This window comes from Brachybacterium hainanense (assembly GCF_042434575.1).
Classification (GTDB): Bacteria; Actinomycetota; Actinomycetes; order Actinomycetales; family Dermabacteraceae; genus Brachybacterium; species Brachybacterium hainanense.
Genome location: NZ_JBHLSV010000008.1, coordinates 52,696 through 69,098, shown reverse-complemented (window position 1 = coordinate 69,098; position 16,403 = coordinate 52,696). Strand labels below are relative to the sequence as shown.

The following is a 16,403-nucleotide window of genomic DNA, read 5'->3' as shown; positions in this document are numbered from 1 at the left end:
TGCTCGGGACGCGGTCCGGGCGGGCTCCGCGCCCCGCCGGCTCGGCGCGCCGCCCGTGATCCGTAGAGTGGCCCCATGACGCTGCCGGCCGCCGTGCGCACCCCTCTCCGGAGCCAGATCCGGGCCTTCGCCCTCTGGGACGGCGGCATGTCCGCCTTCAGCTCCGTGATCCTCACCTTCGTGTTCGCGACCTACGTGACCAGCGCCGTCGCTGCGGAGGGAGCGGTCGGCGAGGCGGCGATCGCGGCGGCTCGCGATCACGGCTCCCAGGTGCTCACCGCATGGCAGGCCGCGGGTGCCGTGCTCGTGGCGCTGCTGGCCCCGCTGCTGGGGAACCTGGCCGATGCCGGCGGGGCGCGCAACACCCTCCTGCGCATCACCACGATCGCGACGATCGCGGTGGTCGCGCTGATGCCGCTCGTGAAGCTGGACGCCAGCTTCCTCCACCTGGGCGCGGCGCTGATCGCCCTGGCCGTGGTGACCTCCGAGCTCGCGGGCGTCTTCGTGAACTCGGTGCTCCCGGAGATCTCCACGCCCCAGGACCGGGGCCGCATCTCCGGGACCGCCTGGGCGGTCGGCTACTGGGGCTCGATCCTGTGCCTCGTGCTGGTGCTGGTCCTGTTCATCATGCCCGGCACCGGCCTGCTCGGCATCAGCGGCGAGGGCGGCGGGAACTATCGGGCGATCCCGCTGTTCGTGGCGCTCTGGATCCTCGCAGGCACGCTGCCGCTCATGCTCCGCGCGCCGCGGCATCCTGCGCGTGCCGCCGCTGTCCGATGGACGCCCTGGCAGGGCTATGCCTCGATCGGCCGCAGGGTGATGCGCGCGCTGCGCGACGAGCCGGTCATGCTCCAGTACCTCGTCGCCTCCGCCGTGTACCGCGACGGGCTGGGCGCCGTGTTCTCCGTCGCGGGCGTGCTCGCCGCGATCGCCTACGGATTCTCGACGACGGAGGTGATCGTCTTCGGGATCGCCGCGAACCTCGTGGCCGGCCTGGGCGTCTTCCTCGGCGGGCGGGTCGACGACCGGATCGGCCCGCGTCCCGTGATCATCGGCGGGTGCCTGGGCGTGATCGCCCTGGGCCTCGTGGTCCTGGCCTTCGACTCCCCCGCCGCGTTCTGGGCCGCGGGCCTGGCGATCTGCCTGTTCGTCGGTCCCGTGCAGTCCTCGTCCCGGAACCTGCTCACCCGGCTGTCGATGCCGGGCCGGGAGACGGAGAACTTCGGGCTGTACGCGACCACGGGACGCGCGCTGGGCTTCCTGGGCACGGGCGCGTTCTCGCTGTCCGTCGCGCTGCTCGGCGGGACGCGCATGGGCATCCTCGGCATCATCGCCGTGATGGCGGTGGGGCTGCTGGCCTTCCTCCCGATCCGGCTGGGCCCGGCGGGACGTGCCGCAGCCCTCGCCGCACCGGACAGCGCCCCGTAGGCCCTTGCGTGGACTCGCAGATCAGGGGCGAGGCCGGGATCCGGTGCTCAGGCCAGATCCTCGGGAGCGACCAGGAAGCCCTCACGGTCCACGACGTACCCGCCCACGTTCTCCGCGAGCACCGCGGCCAGGCGGCCGATCCGTGCATAGGCCTCGCCCCAGCGGGCGCGGACGTCCTCGTCGGGCCGTGCGAGGGAGTCCTCCTCCGGATCCGCGGTCACGTGCACGATCTCGTAGTCGACGGAGTCGTCGATCCAGCGCTGCGCCCGCAGGGCCGTGGGCCGGGACCGCTCCCCCACCCGGACCTCGATCGCGTCCTCGGTCAGAGGGAAGGTGAGGGCATAGCGCTCCGCGCCCGCGACCAGCTCGCCGACGTACTCGACGTCCGGCTCGACCATCGCCAGCAGCTCGGCGAGCTCCGTCGCGTCCACGCGGTGGGGGCTGACCACGATCAGGTCCCGCACATGATGCGGATGCGGCTCCAGGCGGACCCCCGAGTCGGTGACGACCGCCCCGTAGAGGCGACGGCCCAGCGCCCAGCACAGATCCAGCACGTCCCGCTCGATCCCGAAGGGCAGACCCTCGGGGAAGGCGGCCGCGTAGTCGTGGGAGTCGCCCATCCCCTCCGGGGCCGGGTCCTCGCGCACGCGCGGCACCTCGACGGTCCAGCGGCCGCTACGCCGCGGATCCGAGTCCTGGACCATCCGTGCGCCGTCGCCCAGGTCCAGCATCCCGTCCTGGAGGGTCGCCTCCGGCCGCACGTTGCGGATCATCGCGAGGATGTCCTGCGGCTGCGTGGACCGGGGCAGCTGGAGCCGGTGCGCGGTGCGCTCCGCCTCGTGATCCGTCGGCTGCTGCATGTCAGTGCTCCTCATCCCGCGGAATGCTGGTGCGATGGAAGTCCATCCAGGAGCGGGAGGCCGTCGGGCCGCGCTGCCCCAGATATCGGTTGCGGTTGCCCTCCGAGCCGTACGGCCGCTGCGCGGCGCTCGAGAGCCGGAAGAAGCACAGCTGCCCGATCTTCATCCCCGGCCACAGCGCCACCGGCAGCGTCGCCATGTTCGAGAGCTCGAGGGTGATGTGCCCCGTGAAACCGGGATCGATGAAACCTGCCGTGGAATGGGTCAGCAGACCCAGCCGGCCCAGCGAGCTCTTCCCCTCGAGCCGGGCGGCGATGTCGTCGGGCAGGGTGATCTGCTCGTAGGTGGAGGCCAGCACGAACTCCCCCGGATGCAGCATGTACGCCTCCTCCGGGTCGACGTCGACCACACGGGTGAGCTGCTCCTGGTGCTGGGCGGGATCGATCATCGCGTAGCGATGGTTGTCGAACAGGCGGAAGAACCGGTCGATCCGCACGTCCACGGAGGCGGGCTGGATCATCGCCTCGTCGAAGGGGTCCAGGCGGACGCGGCCCGCCTGCATCTCGGCACGGATGTCACGATCACTCAGCAGCACGGGCCCAGCTTATCCGGCAGGGCCGAAGACGCGAGGGCCACACGCGGGACCCGTGCGCGGGCCCTGCTCCGAGCCCGATTTCCGATCCGGGCCCGGATCGCGCTACAGTGGGCGAGCACGCGGATGTAGTTCAATGGTAGAACTTCAGCTTCCCAAGCTGATAGCGCGGGTTCGATTCCCGTCATCCGCTCCGATCGAACGACGGCGCGGCTCTCCGGAGCCGCGCCATCGTCGTCTCGGCGCCCGCCCGCTCCTCGGCACCGCCGATCGTCCTGGTCACGAAGAACACGGCGCGATCGAGCTGACAGAGTGCGACACTATGTGACATGCCCAAGATCATCGGCGGCTCCCTGGAGGAGCATCGCGAACGCACCCGCGGGAAGATCTTCAGCGCCCTGGAGGAGCTGCTGGAGCAGGACGCCTTCGAGCGGATCACGTTCTCGCGGATCGCGGCCGTCGCCCAGGTGGGCCGCACGGCGATGTACAACCACTTCCCCGACAAGGAAGCGCTGCTGGTCGAGTACGCCATGCACCAGACCGCAGGGTTCGTCGACTCGCTGCGCGAGGAGCTCTCCCGGGCCAGCACCCCGCCGGAGGCGATCCGGATCTACGTCCGCCATCAGCTGCGCCTCCACATCACCTTCCACATGCCCGGCCGTGGCAAGGGGGCGAGCCTCGACCCGGACACGGCCCGGCGCCTGCGCGAGCACGTCGTGGTGATCGAGAACGTGCTGCGCGGCATCCTGCGGGACGGGATGGCTCGCGGGGACTTCCGCCCGGACCTCGACATCGACCAGACGGTGCGGATCCTGAACTCGCTGCTCGTGAACCAGGCCGGAAGCCGCAGCATCGAGGACGAGGCCCTCGAGGCGTTCATCCTCTCCGGGCTCGGCGCGGGCTTCGGCGCCGCCGCGGCCTGATCCCGGCGTCCCGGGCCCGCATCCCGCTCCGCCGCGGGACCGCTGGCGCTCAGCGGCGCCGCGAGCGGCCGGAGCGCTTCGCACTCCGCGCCGATCCCTTCCGGGCGGATCCTCTCGCGGACCGGGCGGAGTCCGCGGGCCGCTCCCGATCCTCCTCCGCATCGTCCTCCGCAGCGCTGGAGCCGTCGGGATCGCCCGCGGCCCTCGCGACGGCGTCGGCGGCCTCCTCCGCCTCATCGGCGTCCTCATCCGCGTCCGCGGGGGCGCCCCGGCCGCGGCGGTCCGCACCGGTCTCCTCGGTGTCCCAGCTCATCTCGAGCAGTCCCCCGTCGGCGTCCTCCTCGATGCGGGTGGCGAACAGGGGGCGCGTGCTCACGGCGTCGGCGTCCTCGAGGTCCGGCTCCGGGGCCGTGCGCGCGAACAGCCAGCAGCACAGGCCCACCAGCACGGCGATCAGAGCCACCCCGGCACGCAGGTACATCGAGACGCCGTCGGCGACCAGACCCACCACCATGGTGATCGACAGGTACGAGGTCAGGACCGACACCAGGGCGGCGGCCGGCAGCAGCTCCCCGGCTCCGGCGCGCAGCGAGCTGCCGAGCACGGCGCCGCTCAGCGCTCCTCCGTGCGCCCAGGACCCGGTCCCGCCGTAGCGGCCCTCCTCGATCACGGGGACGGCGCCGACCAGCGGGCCGGCCGCGGCGAGCGCCCACAGCGACACCGCCAGGCCCACCATGACGAGGCTCGCGAGGTAGGCGGGCACGGCGGCAGGGCCCAGCGCGAAGCCCGCCGCGATCGGCGCGAGGGCGGCGGTCGAGAGGACCACGAGGCCGGCGCGGCGCGCGTCCAGGCCCATCCCGGCGAAGGACACCGCCGGGCGCTCCTCGACGTGGGCGGAGCGCGCCTCCAGGACCGCGGTCGCGGCGAGGCGGCGCTGTCCGTCCGCGACGAATCCCAGCACGGCGAGGGCCGTCGCGGCGCCCAGCGCGATCCCGGCGACGACGCTGAGCGAGGTCGGCGTCATTGCGTGGAGGAAGCGGTCCTCCCAGACGGCGCCGGCGCGGCCGGCGGCCTGGATCGCGGCGACGACAGGGGCCAGCAGGGCGGTCAGGCCGAGCCCGCCGGCGACGGCGAGGCCGGCCGCGCTCTCCTCGGAGCGTCCGCGCACGAGGGAGCGCCAGTCCTCCTCGACCCCCGGGCGGTCCACGGTCACGGCCGCGTGGGAGGCGGCGTTGCCGCTGACGACGATCAGCGCACCCAGCCCGGCGAGACCGATCATGGTCAGAGCGAGGAGGGGGACGCCGGCGGCCAGCACGCCGAGGACGGTCAGCAGCAGCGCCGTCGCCGCAAGGGCCGCGCCGGCGAGCGCGGCGGCGCCGCCGAGCCCTGTGAGGATGCCGAGGCTCGCACCCGTGCGGGCGGTGCGGGCGATGCGACGGGCGGCGGCGCCGCCGGGGGCGGCGTGCGCGGCGATCAGCGTCTGGACGCAGAGCGCGCCGAGGGCGCCGAGGGCCAGGGCGAGGGCGGCGAGGGTGCCCGGATGCGTGGCGTAGACCGAGATCAGGTCGAGCAGGGCGCTCGCCTCGCGCGATTCGTCGGTCGCGTCGAGGTAGGGGCCGAGGTCCCCGAGGGCGGTCTCGAGCTGCGCGACGAGGTCGGCGCGCGGGGTCGCGGAGGCGACGATCGCCGGGTCGGTGATGGTCCCCAGGCCCACGGCGTCGAAGCGCAGGTTCTGGTACTGGGAGGGCAGCCACAGGGCGGTCGCGGAGACGGCCGCGGCCGCACCGAGGAGGGCGGGCACGAGCGCGCCCAGACGGTAGGCGGCGCCCTCGCGTCCGGGGGCGCCGCGGTGCGGGATCACGAGCGCGAGCAGGGGGGCTGCCACGGCGACGCCGAGGGCGAGCACGGTGACGACGATGCCCTCCGTCGCGAGCACGGTCACGCCGACGGTGGTGCCCGCCCCGGCCAGGAGCGCGGCGACCGCCGTGAGCTGGGCGCCGCGGCCCGCCCCGTGCCGCAGCAGCTCGGTCTCGCGCAGCGCCGCGGCGGACAGGTTCGCGGGATCCTCCCGTCCCAGCTCGAGCTCGTGGGAGCCGGCGAGCAGCGCGGCCGACGCCGCGGCCGACTCCGCCATCGCCCCGACCACGCGGATACCCAGGACCATGAGCGCCGTCCCGGCGGCGAGGGCGAGGATCATCTCCCCGGCACGTTCGCGCAGGAACCAGACGGCGACCGCGACCGGGAGCGCCGCGATGCCGACCGAGGCGGCGGCGAGCAGCCCCCCGGCGCGCACGGCGTCCGCGGGGGCGTCGCCCTCCTCCCCCGTCGCGAAGGCGGCGAGGAGCCGCTGCCCCAGCCATGCGGAGAAGCCGCCGAGCGCGAGACCCAGCAGGATCATCGCCGCTCGCAGCACCCGGTCCGGGAAGCTGTCGACCACCAGCAGCGACAGGCCCAGCACCGGCACGCCCGCCCAGAGGCCCAGGCTGATCCCGGAGCTGAGGAGGGAGGAGCCGAGAGCGGCGGGCTCGGCCTGCCGGGCGGCCGCGCGGCGCACCACGATCACGGCGGCGAGGAGCGCGCCGAGTGCGAGCACCGCCACCGCGAGCAGGAGGGTGGCCGTGTCACGGCCCAGGGCGTAGCCGGTGATGAACTGCATGCGGTTCCTTCAGCTGGTCGGTCGTGCTGGTCTCCTCAGCCGAGGAGGGCGAGGTCCAGGGTCGTGGGAGCGCCGTCGACGATGCGGATCGGGACACCCCAGTCCTGCTGATGCATGTGGCAGGCGGGGAACTCGACGGCCGGGTCCGCGTCGCAGGAGGCGGCGCGCGCGCTCACGTGGAGCACCCCCTCGGTGTACGCGGGATCGACCTCGATGCGGCGCTCGAGCTCGGTGCCCGTGCCGCCGCCGCCCGTGATCATGGCGCTCGGGGTGGTGCTCACGCTCAGCTGCGTCGAGGGACCCAGGGAGTCGTCGAGCTTGTGTCCCTCGGGCGGGGTGAACAGCACCCGGATCGTGAGCGGCCCGGGTCCCACCTCGGTCGCGGGACGCTCCGAGCGCTGGGCGCCCGCATCGATGACGCGTTCGGCGGCCTTCGCGACCGGCACCCAGGTGATGCGGTGCGCCCCCGACTCGACGACCACGAGCTGGCCGATCCCGTCCACGGGCGGGCCCACGATCAGGCCGGAGGGCTCGGACAGGTCGGTCGCGACGGTGACGACCTCTCCCGCGCCGTCGGCGCCGCCGTGGGGATCCAGCAGGCGGATCGCGCCGTTGTAGGTGTCGGCGATCGCGACGCGGCCGTCGGGCAGCGCGGTCGCGGCCAGCGGATGCTGCAGCCGGGCGGTGCGTGCGGGCCCGTCGACGTGCCCGAAGTCGAACAGGCCCTCGCCGACGAGGGTCCGCGCCGTCATCGTGAAGGGGTCGATGGTGCGCAGCGCGGAGCTCTCGGAGTCGGCGACGAGGAGCGTGCCGTCGGCGGCCTCGGCGACGCCGGAGGGCTGAGCCCACCAGGTCTCCACGACGGGTCCGTCCACGAGCCCTTCGTTGGTGGTGCCGGCGAGGACGGCGAGCGCCCCGGTGACGGGGTCGAAGGTCCAGATCTGGTGGATGCCCGCCATCGCGATGACGACGCGGTGCAGGGCGTGGGACCAGGTCAGGTCCCAGGGCGTGGACAGCGCGAAGGAGCGCGGATCGCCTTCGGCCCGCGGAAGGGGCTGGCCCTGCATCCACTGGGCCCCGGTGCCCGCGACGGTGGTGACCGTGCTCGCGGCGCGCCCGCGCAGGAGACGGTCGGCGCCGAGGTCCACGCCGCGCAGGACGTGGTTGGCGCTGTCGGCCACGAGCAGCTCGTAGCCGACCTGCTCCGCGATCTCCGCCGGCAGGGCGAGGACGCCGTTGGGCTCCGCGAATCGGGCCTCCTCGTTCTCGCCGTCGACCAGTCCCCGCTCGGTGCCGCCGATGACCTCGTCGACCGTGCTCCCGTCGGTCCCGAAGATCACCAGACGGTGCTGGCCCGCATCGGAGACGACCAGGCGCCCGTCGGGCAGGGCGGTGAGCTTGGAGGGGTAGCGCAGGGTCTGCGGGGTGCGTTCGGCGAGCACGGTGGGGGCCGGTCCCCGGCGCAGGGAACCGTCGGCCTCGCCCTCGGCGACGAGCCTGCCGATCAGCTGGTCGAGGTTCGCCGCGTGGCCCTCGCCGGACAGGTTCCCGGCGATGCGGCCGTGCGTGTCCAGCACCATGAGGGTGGGCCAGGCCCGGGCGCTGTACTCCGACCAGGTCAGCAGCTCGGGATCGTCGAGGACGGGGTGCTCGACCTCGTAGCGCTCGATGTTCGCGGCGAGCGCCTCCGGGTCCTTCTCGAACTCGAACTTCGGCGAGTGCACGCCGATGACGACGAGCTCCTGCGCCCACTTCTCCTCGAGGGGCCGCAGCTCGTCGAGGACGTGCAGGCAGTTGACGCAGCAGAAGGTCCAGAAGTCCAGCAGCACGATCTTGCCGCGGAGGTCCTCCAGGGCGAGGTCCGCGCCGCCGGTGTTCAGCCAGCCGCGCCCGCGCAGCGCGCTTCCGCGCACCCGTGCGTCGAGGGTGCCGGGGTCCGTGTTCGAGGTCATGCCCTCCAGTGAACACTGCCGGGAGGCCCCTGCGCCAACCCGGTGCACGTCTGCGTCGGCCGATGCCTCCGCGGCCGGGCCGGCGGCGCTCAGGCGTCCACCGCGCCGGCGGGGACCGGCCAGCTGCGGATCCAGGCGAGCAGCTCCGGGTCCTCGAGGTCCTCCAGCACGAGCGCGGCGCCATCGATCCGCGCCCCGGGCGCGGGCACGGCGATCAGCCGCAGCCCTCCCTCGAGCGCGGCCCGGGCCCCGGTCGGGGAGTCCTCGAAGGCGAGGGTCCGGGCGGGGTCGGCGCCGAGGGCGCGCGCCGCGGCGACGTACATGTCGGGGGCCGGCTTGGGGCTCGCCACCGTGTCCGCGGCCTCGAGCACCCCGAACAGGTCCCGCAGGCCGGTCCGCTCGAGCTTGTCCTCGAGCGCCGCGAGCCACGAGTTGGAGGCGCAGCCGATGGGGACGCGCGAGGCCGCGGCCTCGAGGACGGCCCGGGCTCCGGGCATGAGCTGGATCTCCGCTCCCAGATCGCGCACGAACTGCTCGCGGGTCTCCTCGAGCACGAGCTGCTCCTCCCGACCCGAGGCGCGGGCGATCGCCGCGGCGGCCTCCTCGAGGGTCGAGCCGACCAGCGCCTCGAGGTCGGTGTCCTCAAGGGCCACGCCGTAGCGCTCGAGCATCGCGGCCTGCGTGTGCTCCCAGATCGACTCGGTGTCCAGCAGCAGGCCGTCGCAGTCGAAGACGACCGCCTGCGGGGTCCAGCCGTCGAAGGCCGCCTCGAAGCGGCTGCTCATCGGACGGACTCCCAGCCGGCGATCCAGGACTGCAGCTGCGGGTCCTCGAGGCTCGTCAGGCGCAGGTGGGCCTGCGGGTCCTGCCCGGGGAGGGAGGGGATGGCGATGAGGTTCAGGCCGGCGGCGAGCGCGGCCTCCGCCCCGGTCTCGGAGTCCTCGAAGGCGAGGGCGGCGGAGGGCTCCGCGCCCAGCAGCGCGGCGGCATGGTGGTACATGTCGGGGGCAGGCTTGGGCAGGGGGACGTCCTCGATCGCGACGTGCGCGTCGACCAGCGCCAGCAGGCCCGTGACCTCGAGCTTGTGGTCGAGCATGTCCCGGGGCGAGTTCGAGGCGATGACGACGGGCACCTTCGCGGCGATGGCCGCGACGGTCGCGAGCGCGCCGGGGAGCATCGCGAAGCCGTCCCGGCCGCGCATGCCCTCGCGGTGGGCGTCGACGAGCTCGCGCCCCACGAGGTGCGGGTCCTTGTCGACGGCGCGCGCGATCGCGAGCACGACGACCTCCGCGGCGCGGCCGGTGATGTCGCGGCGGGTCTGCTCGCTGATGCTGGCGCCGTGCTCCGCGAGATAGCGGTCCTGCACCGCCACCCATTCGGCCTCGGTGTTCACGAGGGTGCCGTCGAGGTCGAAGACCACGGCGCGCGGGGTCCACGTCGAGGGCCACACGGACAGGGGGAGGGTGCCGAGGAGGTCGCTCATGCTCCCAGCGTATCGGGGTGCGCCTGACATCTCTCCCCCTCCCCGGCGGCTCGGGGATGTGCACGGCGCTGGGCTGGGCCATCCCCCTCATCCCCCGCCCCGGCGGCTCCCCGCCGGGTCCCGCGGCATGCCCCCTCCGCCGTCACCCGCTCCCAGCGCCCAGCGCGAGTGCCCCGTCCGGCCCCCGATGCGAGCAGGGAGCATCCCGTGGGCGGTAGGAGCGCGGGCTGCTCCCTGCTCGCATCGGCGTCGGGAACCTTCCCCGTCTCTCGGCGCACGTGCCTGTCCTCCCCATGCACCGCCGTCCACAGGCGCGGCGCTCCTCTCGCCACGGCGGCTCCGGAGCCCGAGGCTGAGGCGATGACGACCACGGAGCCCGAGCTGCACGTCCGCACCCGTCGGCAGCTGATCGAGGCCGGGTGCACGAGCGCCGAGCTGGCCGCCCTGGTGGCCGACGGGAGCATCGTCCGTCTGGCGCGAGGATGGTACGGCTCGGCGCTGACACCGCCCGCCGTCGCCGAGGCCCTGCGCGCGGGAGCCCGTCTGACCTGTACCAGCGCGCTGGGTCTGCGCGGCGTCTGGACGCCGCCGGTGCACGGTCTCCATGTCGCGGTCCTGCGCGCAGGCACGCGCAGAGCGGCGGCGACGGGCATGGTCCTCCATGACCCGGCGCTGCAGGCATGGCCGGACGGCTCCCCCGTCCTGCCCGTGACGACAGCGCTCCTGCACGCGGTGCGGTGCCGGGGCACGGAGGAGGCGGCCATCCTCCTCGAGTCCTCGCTGCATGTGGGGGTCGCGACCATGGCGGAGGTGGATCAGCTGCTCGCGCGTCTTCCGCTGCGCACGCGCAGCGCCCTGGGGACGCTCCGCGCCGACGCGGAGGCCGGCACCGAGACGAAGGCCCGCAGGTTCTTCGAGAAGCGGCACGTCCGGGTGCGCCCCCAGGTCACGATCGGCCCATGGCGCGTGGACATGCTGGTGGGCGAGAAGCTCGTCATCGAATGCGACAGCAGGAGATATCACACGGGCGTGGAGGACTACGCGCGCACCTACCGGAAGCGCCTCGATCTCCAGGCTCGGGGGTACACCGTCGTGAACCTGACCTACGAGCAGGTCATGCTCGACTGGGAACGGACCTCGCGGATGCTGCTGGGCATGATCCGGAGCAGGGAGCATCGCGGGGAGCCCGTCCCCGTGGCGCCGTGGTACCGCTGATGCCCGTCCGTCGTGTGATCCCGACGTCCGGGCCGAGCGCGATGCGAGCAGGGAGCATCTCCTGCACGCATCGCGCACGGGATGCTCCCTGCTCGCATCGATGTCGGAGGCCTCCCTCCGGCTGGCGGAGTCGATCAGGCGATCGCGGCGAACCCGCGGCGCAGGTCCTCGAGGATGTCGTCGATGTGCTCGATGCCCACGCACAGCCGCACGAATCCGGGCTCGACGCCCGCGGCGAGCTGCTCCTGCGCGGAGAGCTGTGCGTGGGTCGTGGTCGCCGGGTGGATCACGAGGCTGCGCACGTCGCCGATGTTGGCGACGTGGGAGTGCAGGGTGAGCGCGTCCACGAAGGCGCTGCCGGCCTCGGCGCCGCCCTCGAGGACGAAGCCGAGCACGGCCCCGGCGCCGCGGGGCAGGTAGCGGTCGGCGAGCTCCTTGGAGGGCGAGTCCGGGTCCGAGGCCCATCGCACCGAGGTCACGGCGGGCTGCTCGCGCAGGAAGGCGGCGACGGCATGCGTGTTCTCGAGGTGGCGGTCGATGCGCAGCGGCAGGGTCTCGAGGCCCTGCCCGATGAGGAAGGCGTTGAAGGGAGAGATCGCCGGGCCCAGGTCGCGCAGCAGCTGGACGCGGGCGCGGATGGCGAAGGGCGCCGGGAGGTCGGCGTAGACGAGGCCGTTGTAGGACTCGTCGGGCTCGGTGAAGTTCGGGAAGCGCGCGGGGTCCTTCGAGAAGTCGAAGCTGCCGCCGTCGACGATCACCCCGGCGATCGAGGTGCCGTGGCCTCCCAGGTACTTGGTGGCGGAGTGGATGACGACGTCGGCGCCGTGCTCGAGGGGGCGCAGCAGGTAGGGGGTAGCGATCGTGTTGTCGACGATCAGCGGGACGCCGACCTCGTGGGCGACGTCGGCGATCGCGCGGACGTCCAGGACGTCCTGGCGCGGGTTCGGGATCGTCTCGCCGAAGAACGCGACCGTGTCCTCCGCGGCGGCGGCGCGCCAGGACTCGGGGTCGGTGGGGTCCTCGACCCAGCGGGGCTCGATGCCCAGGCGGGACAGGGTGTGCTTGAAGAGGTTGAAGCTGCCGCCGTAGAGGCTCGGGGAGACGACGATGCTGTTCCCTGCGCGGGCGACGTTGAGGATCGCCAGGGTGATCGCGCTCTGCCCGGAGGCCAGCAGCAGGCCGGCGGCGCCGCCCTCGAGCGCTGCGATGCGGTCCTCGATCGCGGACTGGGTCGGGTTGGTGATGCGGGTGTAGATGTTCCCCGTCTCCGCGAGCGCGAAGCGTCCGGCAGCCGACTCGGCGCTGGGGAAGACGAAGCTCGTCGTCTGCTGGATCGGGAGGGCGCGGGCCCCGGTCGCAGGATCGGGCTCCTGGCCTGCGTGGATGGTCAGGGTCTCGAACTTCAACGGGCTCTGCGACATCGGTGCTCCTGGTGGGCGGTGGAGAGCGGCATGGCCTGCCGATCACCAGGAGCATCGCCGAGGACGGCGCACCGGTCCAGGTTCTGTGAACGTCCGTGACGGGCCGGAGGGCCGAGGCTCCGGCTCGTCCAGCCCGCACGGCTGCGGGGTCGGGCGGCGGTCAGCCGAGCTCGAGCCGCCGGCCCCGCCAGCGTCGGCGCAGCCACCGGTCGTGGCTCGCGATCACCACGGTCCCCTCCCACTCCTGCACGGCCTCCTCGAGGTGGGTCGCCAGGTCCAGGCTGAGATGGTTGGTGGGCTCGTCCAGCAGCAGGAGCGCCGGCGGGCGGCGCAGGATCGCGGCGAGGGCGACGCGACGCTGCTGGCCGCGGGACAGCTCCCCCATCCGGCGGTCCAGATCGCGGGGATGCACCAGGCCCATGAGATCCCCCGGCACCCCGTCCCCCTGCTGCTCCTCGGCGTCGCGGCCCAGCACCGCGCGCACCAGGGCGTCCTGGTCCACCGCCTCGTCCTGCGCGAGCAGGGCGCGGTCCGCGGTCACGGTCACCGACCCCGCGTCCGGGGCGAGGTGCCCGGACAACAGGGCGAGCAGCGTCGACTTCCCGCAGCCGTTGGCCCCGGTGACCAGCAGCTTCTCCCCGGCGCTCACGCTGAAGGAGACGGGGGCGAGGCGCCCCGCCGCCTCCGCCTGCGCGGCGGCGGCGAGCACAGCCCCTCCGCTCGGAGGCCGGCGCCGCTCGCCGATGCCGGTGAAGCGCAGCTCCTGCGGCGGCTTGCGGATCTGGCTCTCCTCGAGCTCTTCGAGCCGGCGCTGGGCGTCGCGGACGCGGCGCGAGACGACGGTCGCGTTGCGGTCCGAGTAGAACTTCTTCGAGGCCCGGGCCTCGGTGCGGGGCCCGCGGCCCTCATGACCCACGCTGTGGGAGTCGCGGACCTGCGTGCGCAGACGCCCGAGCTCCTCCTGCTCCTCGCGGAACTGCCGCTCCCAGCGGTCGCGGGCGTCGTACCGGGCCAGCAGGTAGTCGGAGAACCCGCCCTCGTAGGCGCTCACCCCGCCGGGGGTCTCCCCCAGCGGCTGCGGGGACGGATCCAGGTCCAGCTGCATGCGGGTCGCCTCGTCGAGGAAGGCGCGGTCGTGGCTGGCGACGAGGACCGGTCCGGGATGCTCGGCGAGCATCTGCGCGAGGAAGCCGGCGGCGTCGTCGTCGAGGTGGTTGGTCGGCTCGTCCAGCAGCAGGGTCGCGGGACGGGCGATGAGCAGGCGGGCCAGGGCGAGCCGTCCGCGCTGCCCGCCGGAGATCTCCGCGATCGTGCGGGTGCGGTCCACACCCGCGAGGCCCAGCCCGGTCATGACCTGCTCGGCGCGGGCCGGGGCGCCCCAGACGTCGGCGAGCACCGCGGCGGCGAGCGCGTCGTCATAGGCGGCGGTGGCCGCGGGACCGGCATCGGCGGCGAGCGCCTCCCCGGCGGCGGCGAGCTCCGCCTCGAGGCGCTGGGCGGCCGCGAGCGCATCGGCCACGACCTCCTCGATCCGGGTCCCCGGGGAGAAGGGGATCTCCTGATCAAGCAGACCGATCGGGCCGGGCACGAGGACGCTCCCCGCATCAGGCGCGAGACGCCCGGCGAGGATGCGCAGCAGGGTCGACTTCCCGCTCCCGTTCTCGCCGAGCAGCCCGGTGGGACGCTCCGCGGGGACCGTGAGGGTGATGTCGGTGAGCACACGGCGGTCGCCGAAGGACAGGGAGACGCCGTCGGCGCGCAGGTGCAGAGGGGTCGAGGGCATGGATCAGCTCCTGAAGGATCGCGGGATGCGGGCAGCGGGACGCTGATCAGCTCGACATGGCCCCCACCGTACGGGATCGTGCGTGCCCCGACCAGCGAATATCGGATTCTGCCGACGAAGGTCCTGGGCGGCGGGCCGGGGATCGGCCAGACTGGGGGCATGAGCACTCCGTCCTCCCCCGCCTCCGCGCCCCGCACCTCGAAGCTCGCCGTGATCGGAGCGGGCGCCGTCGGCGCCTCCGTCGCCTATGCCGCGATGCTCCGCGGGAGCGCGCACACGATCGCCCTGTACGACATCGCCACGGCCAAAGTGGACGCGGAGGTCCTGGACCTCGCCCACGGCTCCTCCCTCGCCTCCCCGCACACCTCCCCCGCCCGGATCATCGGCGGGGACGACATCTCCTGCGTCGCCGGCGCGGACGTCGTCGTCATCACCGCGGGCGCGAAGCAGAAGCCGGGCCAGACCCGTCTGGATCTCGCCGGCACCAACGTGGCGATCCTGCGCAGCATCCTGCCGCCGCTGCTCGAGCAGGCGCCGGAGGCGGTCTTCGTGCTGGTCACCAATCCGGCCGATGTCCTCGCCCTCGCGGCCGACCGGATCGCGGGCCTGCCCGCGGGCCGGGTCATGTCCTCCGGCACGGTGCTGGACACCTCGCGCCTGCGGCGGCGGCTGGCGGAGCGGCTCGGCGTCTCCTCCCGCTCCGTGCACGCGAGCATCATCGGCGAGCACGGCGACAGCGAGTTCGCCCTGTGGTCCCGCGCCTCGATCGGGGAGGTGCCGCTGCGCGAATGGGTCGACGCGGACGGTGAGCGCGCCCTGTCGGAGGAGGACCTCGCCCGGCTCGAGCACGAGGTCGCGCACGCCGCGTACCCGGTGATCGAGGGCAAGGGCGCGACGAGTCTCGCGATCGGCGTGTCCGCGGCCCGGATCGTCGAGGCGATCCTGAGCGACGAGCACGCGGTGCTGCCGGTCTCGACGCCGCTGGACGGCCACCTCGGCATCGACGACGTCGCCATGAGCGTGCCCAGCGTGGTGGGACGCGCCGGTGTGATCCGCCAGCTGCACGCGCCGATGGACGCGGCCGAGCTGCGCAAGCTCGAGGCGTCCGCCGAGGCGCTGCGCGCTGTGCAGAGGACGCTGGGCCTTTGAGCGCACCGGTGACGTGGGCGCGGGCGGCCGGGGCGGCCGCCCGACGCGCTGCCGCCCATCTCGCGGAGCAGGCCCTCGCCCTCCGGTCGGGGTGGATCGCGCGCTCCCGCGCGCGTCGTGCCTCCGCCCGCGGTCGCCGGTTCTCGGTCCGCGAGCGCGGGCTGTGGGCCTGGTTCCTGCCGGAGTCACGGCGCACCGTCGTCGCCATGCTCGGCGGGCTGCTCGCCTACTTCCTGCTGCTGCCCCTGCCCGGTTTCGAGACGCTGCGCGTGCGCGGGGGCGTCGAGGCTCCCCGCACCGAGGTCCTCGCGACCATCGGGACCCTCGTCATCAGCGTGATCACCCTGTACACGCTCATCAGCACGGGACTGGCGCACTGGGTGTACTCGCATCTGGACCGCCGGGAGTTCGTCGTGCTCGTGCGGCTGCGCCGAGCGCAGCTCGCCGTGCGCTGGTACCGGTGGGCCTACGGCCGCGCAGGCGCCCGCTCGGAGGCGCAGCAGATGCTCGCGACCTGCGCCATCGCCGTGATCGTGCTGCTGCTGCGCCCCCCGCAGATCCCGGTCGCCCTTCCCCTCGTCATCACGGCGGGCGCGGTGGTCGCCACCTGGATCAGCTGCGTGGTCGGCTTCGCGGAGGAGTACGCCGCCGAGGACGGCGACGGCACGGCCCTGCTGCTCCCGGAGATCCCCGCGGCCGAGCGCGGCTACGAGGAGTACCTCGACATGGCGGTGCTCGTGCAGACGACCTCGGGGCCGACGGGTCCGGTCGGCCTCACCCGGCGTGCGCGGCGGGCCGTGCGCGCCCAGTCGGTGCTCGCCCATGTGATGAGCACCGTGATCATCTCGCTGGCCGTGTCCGTGGTGCTGACCGCTCTCACCTGAACGTCCCGCACTAGGATGACGTGGTGTGCCGTGCGCGTGCGCGCGGCGGAGAACTCC

At 73.7% G+C, this 16,403-nt stretch carries 13 protein-coding genes and 1 tRNA gene; 6 read left to right on the top strand and 8 right to left on the bottom strand.

Going from position 1 to position 16,403, the window contains the following annotated elements; genetic code table 11:
• The first annotated feature begins 75 nt into the window (after positions 1-75).
• Entirely contained in the window at positions 76-1,428 is a 1,353-nt protein-coding gene (locus ACFFF6_RS08455; RefSeq protein WP_376979921.1) for an MFS transporter, read from the top strand.
• Positions 1,429-1,475: 47 nt separating this feature from the next.
• Here ACFFF6_RS08455 and ACFFF6_RS08450 read toward each other — a convergent pair whose 3' ends face one another.
• Both ACFFF6_RS08450 and dcd read right to left on the bottom strand, forming a co-directional pair.
• Positions 1,476-2,288, bottom strand: coding sequence for a hypothetical protein (locus tag ACFFF6_RS08450; protein ID WP_376979920.1), 813 nt, complete (start codon positions 2,286-2,288; stop codon positions 1,476-1,478).
• Position 2,289: 1 nt separating this feature from the next.
• Entirely contained in the window at positions 2,290-2,883 is a 594-nt protein-coding gene (dcd, locus tag ACFFF6_RS08445) for a dCTP deaminase (protein ID WP_376979919.1), read from the bottom strand.
• Between the two features lie 119 nt (positions 2,884-3,002).
• Between dcd and ACFFF6_RS08440 the strand changes: the two genes are divergently transcribed.
• Together ACFFF6_RS08440 and ACFFF6_RS08435 are read left to right on the top strand one after the other, a co-directional pair.
• A tRNA-Gly gene (locus tag ACFFF6_RS08440) sits at positions 3,003-3,073 on the top strand.
• 136 nt (positions 3,074-3,209) lie between these two features.
• Positions 3,210-3,803, top strand: a complete 594-nt coding sequence (locus ACFFF6_RS08435) for a TetR/AcrR family transcriptional regulator (protein WP_376979918.1) — start codon at positions 3,210-3,212, stop codon at positions 3,801-3,803.
• Positions 3,804-3,852: 49 nt separating this feature from the next.
• Here the strand turns inward: ACFFF6_RS08435 and ACFFF6_RS08430 are convergent, their stop codons facing one another.
• The 4 genes from ACFFF6_RS08430 to ACFFF6_RS08415 all read right to left on the bottom strand — a co-directional run bounded on the left by ACFFF6_RS08430 (position 3,853) and on the right by ACFFF6_RS08415 (position 9,894).
• The gene (locus ACFFF6_RS08430) at positions 3,853-6,459 is read right to left on the bottom strand and encodes a pyrophosphatase (protein WP_376979917.1); all 2,607 of its coding nucleotides are present in this window, start codon (positions 6,457-6,459) and stop codon (positions 3,853-3,855) included.
• 35 nt (positions 6,460-6,494) lie between these two features.
• Entirely contained in the window at positions 6,495-8,411 is a 1,917-nt protein-coding gene (locus ACFFF6_RS08425; protein ID WP_376979916.1) for a thioredoxin-like domain-containing protein, read from the bottom strand.
• A gap of 89 nt (positions 8,412-8,500) precedes the next feature.
• Entirely contained in the window at positions 8,501-9,196 is a 696-nt protein-coding gene (locus tag ACFFF6_RS08420; protein WP_376979915.1) for an HAD family hydrolase, read from the bottom strand.
• The gene (locus ACFFF6_RS08415) at positions 9,193-9,894 is read right to left on the bottom strand and encodes an HAD family hydrolase (RefSeq protein WP_376979914.1); all 702 of its coding nucleotides are present in this window, start codon (positions 9,892-9,894) and stop codon (positions 9,193-9,195) included. The genes ACFFF6_RS08420 and ACFFF6_RS08415 overlap by 4 nt, the downstream gene beginning before the upstream one ends.
• Before the next feature lie 360 nt (positions 9,895-10,254).
• On the opposite strand from ACFFF6_RS08415, the gene ACFFF6_RS08410 reads away from it, so the two are divergent.
• Complete coding sequence (locus tag ACFFF6_RS08410; protein ID WP_376979913.1) at positions 10,255-11,109, top strand: DUF559 domain-containing protein; 855 nt, start codon at positions 10,255-10,257, stop codon at positions 11,107-11,109.
• A 134-nt stretch (positions 11,110-11,243) separates the two neighbouring features.
• Here ACFFF6_RS08410 and ACFFF6_RS08405 read toward each other — a convergent pair whose 3' ends face one another.
• The gene (locus ACFFF6_RS08405) at positions 11,244-12,530 is read right to left on the bottom strand and encodes an O-acetylhomoserine aminocarboxypropyltransferase/cysteine synthase family protein (RefSeq protein ID WP_376979912.1); all 1,287 of its coding nucleotides are present in this window, start codon (positions 12,528-12,530) and stop codon (positions 11,244-11,246) included.
• 160 nt (positions 12,531-12,690) lie between these two features.
• Positions 12,691-14,313: an ATP-binding cassette domain-containing protein gene (locus ACFFF6_RS08400; protein WP_376979911.1), complete on the bottom strand. Its 1,623-nt coding sequence runs from the start codon at positions 14,311-14,313 to the stop codon at positions 12,691-12,693.
• Between the two features lie 159 nt (positions 14,314-14,472).
• Here ACFFF6_RS08400 and ACFFF6_RS08395 point away from each other — a divergent pair, with 159 nt between their 5' ends.
• Complete coding sequence (locus ACFFF6_RS08395) at positions 14,473-15,462, top strand: L-lactate dehydrogenase (RefSeq protein WP_376979910.1); 990 nt, start codon at positions 14,473-14,475, stop codon at positions 15,460-15,462.
• Positions 15,459-16,346 (top strand): hypothetical protein, encoded by an 888-nt coding sequence (locus ACFFF6_RS08390; protein WP_376979909.1) that lies wholly within the window; start codon positions 15,459-15,461, stop codon positions 16,344-16,346. The genes ACFFF6_RS08395 and ACFFF6_RS08390 overlap by 4 nt, the downstream gene beginning before the upstream one ends.
• Positions 16,347-16,403: the final 57 nt, after the last annotated feature.

Bases quoted from the DNA above. Each gene is read 5' to 3' on its own strand.
- ACFFF6_RS08450 (WP_376979920.1), bottom strand. From the start codon at position 2,288: ATGCAGCAGCCGACGGATCACGAGGCGGAGCGCACCGCGCACCGGCTC.
- ACFFF6_RS08425 (WP_376979916.1), bottom strand. From the start codon at position 8,411: ATGACCTCGAACACGGACCCCGGCACCCTCGACGCACGGGTGCGCGGA.
- ACFFF6_RS08455 (WP_376979921.1), top strand. From the start codon at position 76: ATGACGCTGCCGGCCGCCGTGCGCACCCCTCTCCGGAGCCAGATCCGG.
- ACFFF6_RS08400 (WP_376979911.1), bottom strand. From the start codon at position 14,313: ATGCCCTCGACCCCTCTGCACCTGCGCGCCGACGGCGTCTCCCTGTCC.
- ACFFF6_RS08420 (WP_376979915.1), bottom strand. From the start codon at position 9,196: ATGAGCAGCCGCTTCGAGGCGGCCTTCGACGGCTGGACCCCGCAGGCG.
- ACFFF6_RS08430 (WP_376979917.1), bottom strand. From the start codon at position 6,459: ATGCAGTTCATCACCGGCTACGCCCTGGGCCGTGACACGGCCACCCTC.
- ACFFF6_RS08395 (WP_376979910.1), top strand. From the start codon at position 14,473: ATGAGCACTCCGTCCTCCCCCGCCTCCGCGCCCCGCACCTCGAAGCTC.
- ACFFF6_RS08410 (WP_376979913.1), top strand. From the start codon at position 10,255: ATGACGACCACGGAGCCCGAGCTGCACGTCCGCACCCGTCGGCAGCTG.
- ACFFF6_RS08405 (WP_376979912.1), bottom strand. From the start codon at position 12,530: ATGTCGCAGAGCCCGTTGAAGTTCGAGACCCTGACCATCCACGCAGGC.
- ACFFF6_RS08415 (WP_376979914.1), bottom strand. From the start codon at position 9,894: ATGAGCGACCTCCTCGGCACCCTCCCCCTGTCCGTGTGGCCCTCGACG.
- ACFFF6_RS08435 (WP_376979918.1), top strand. From the start codon at position 3,210: ATGCCCAAGATCATCGGCGGCTCCCTGGAGGAGCATCGCGAACGCACC.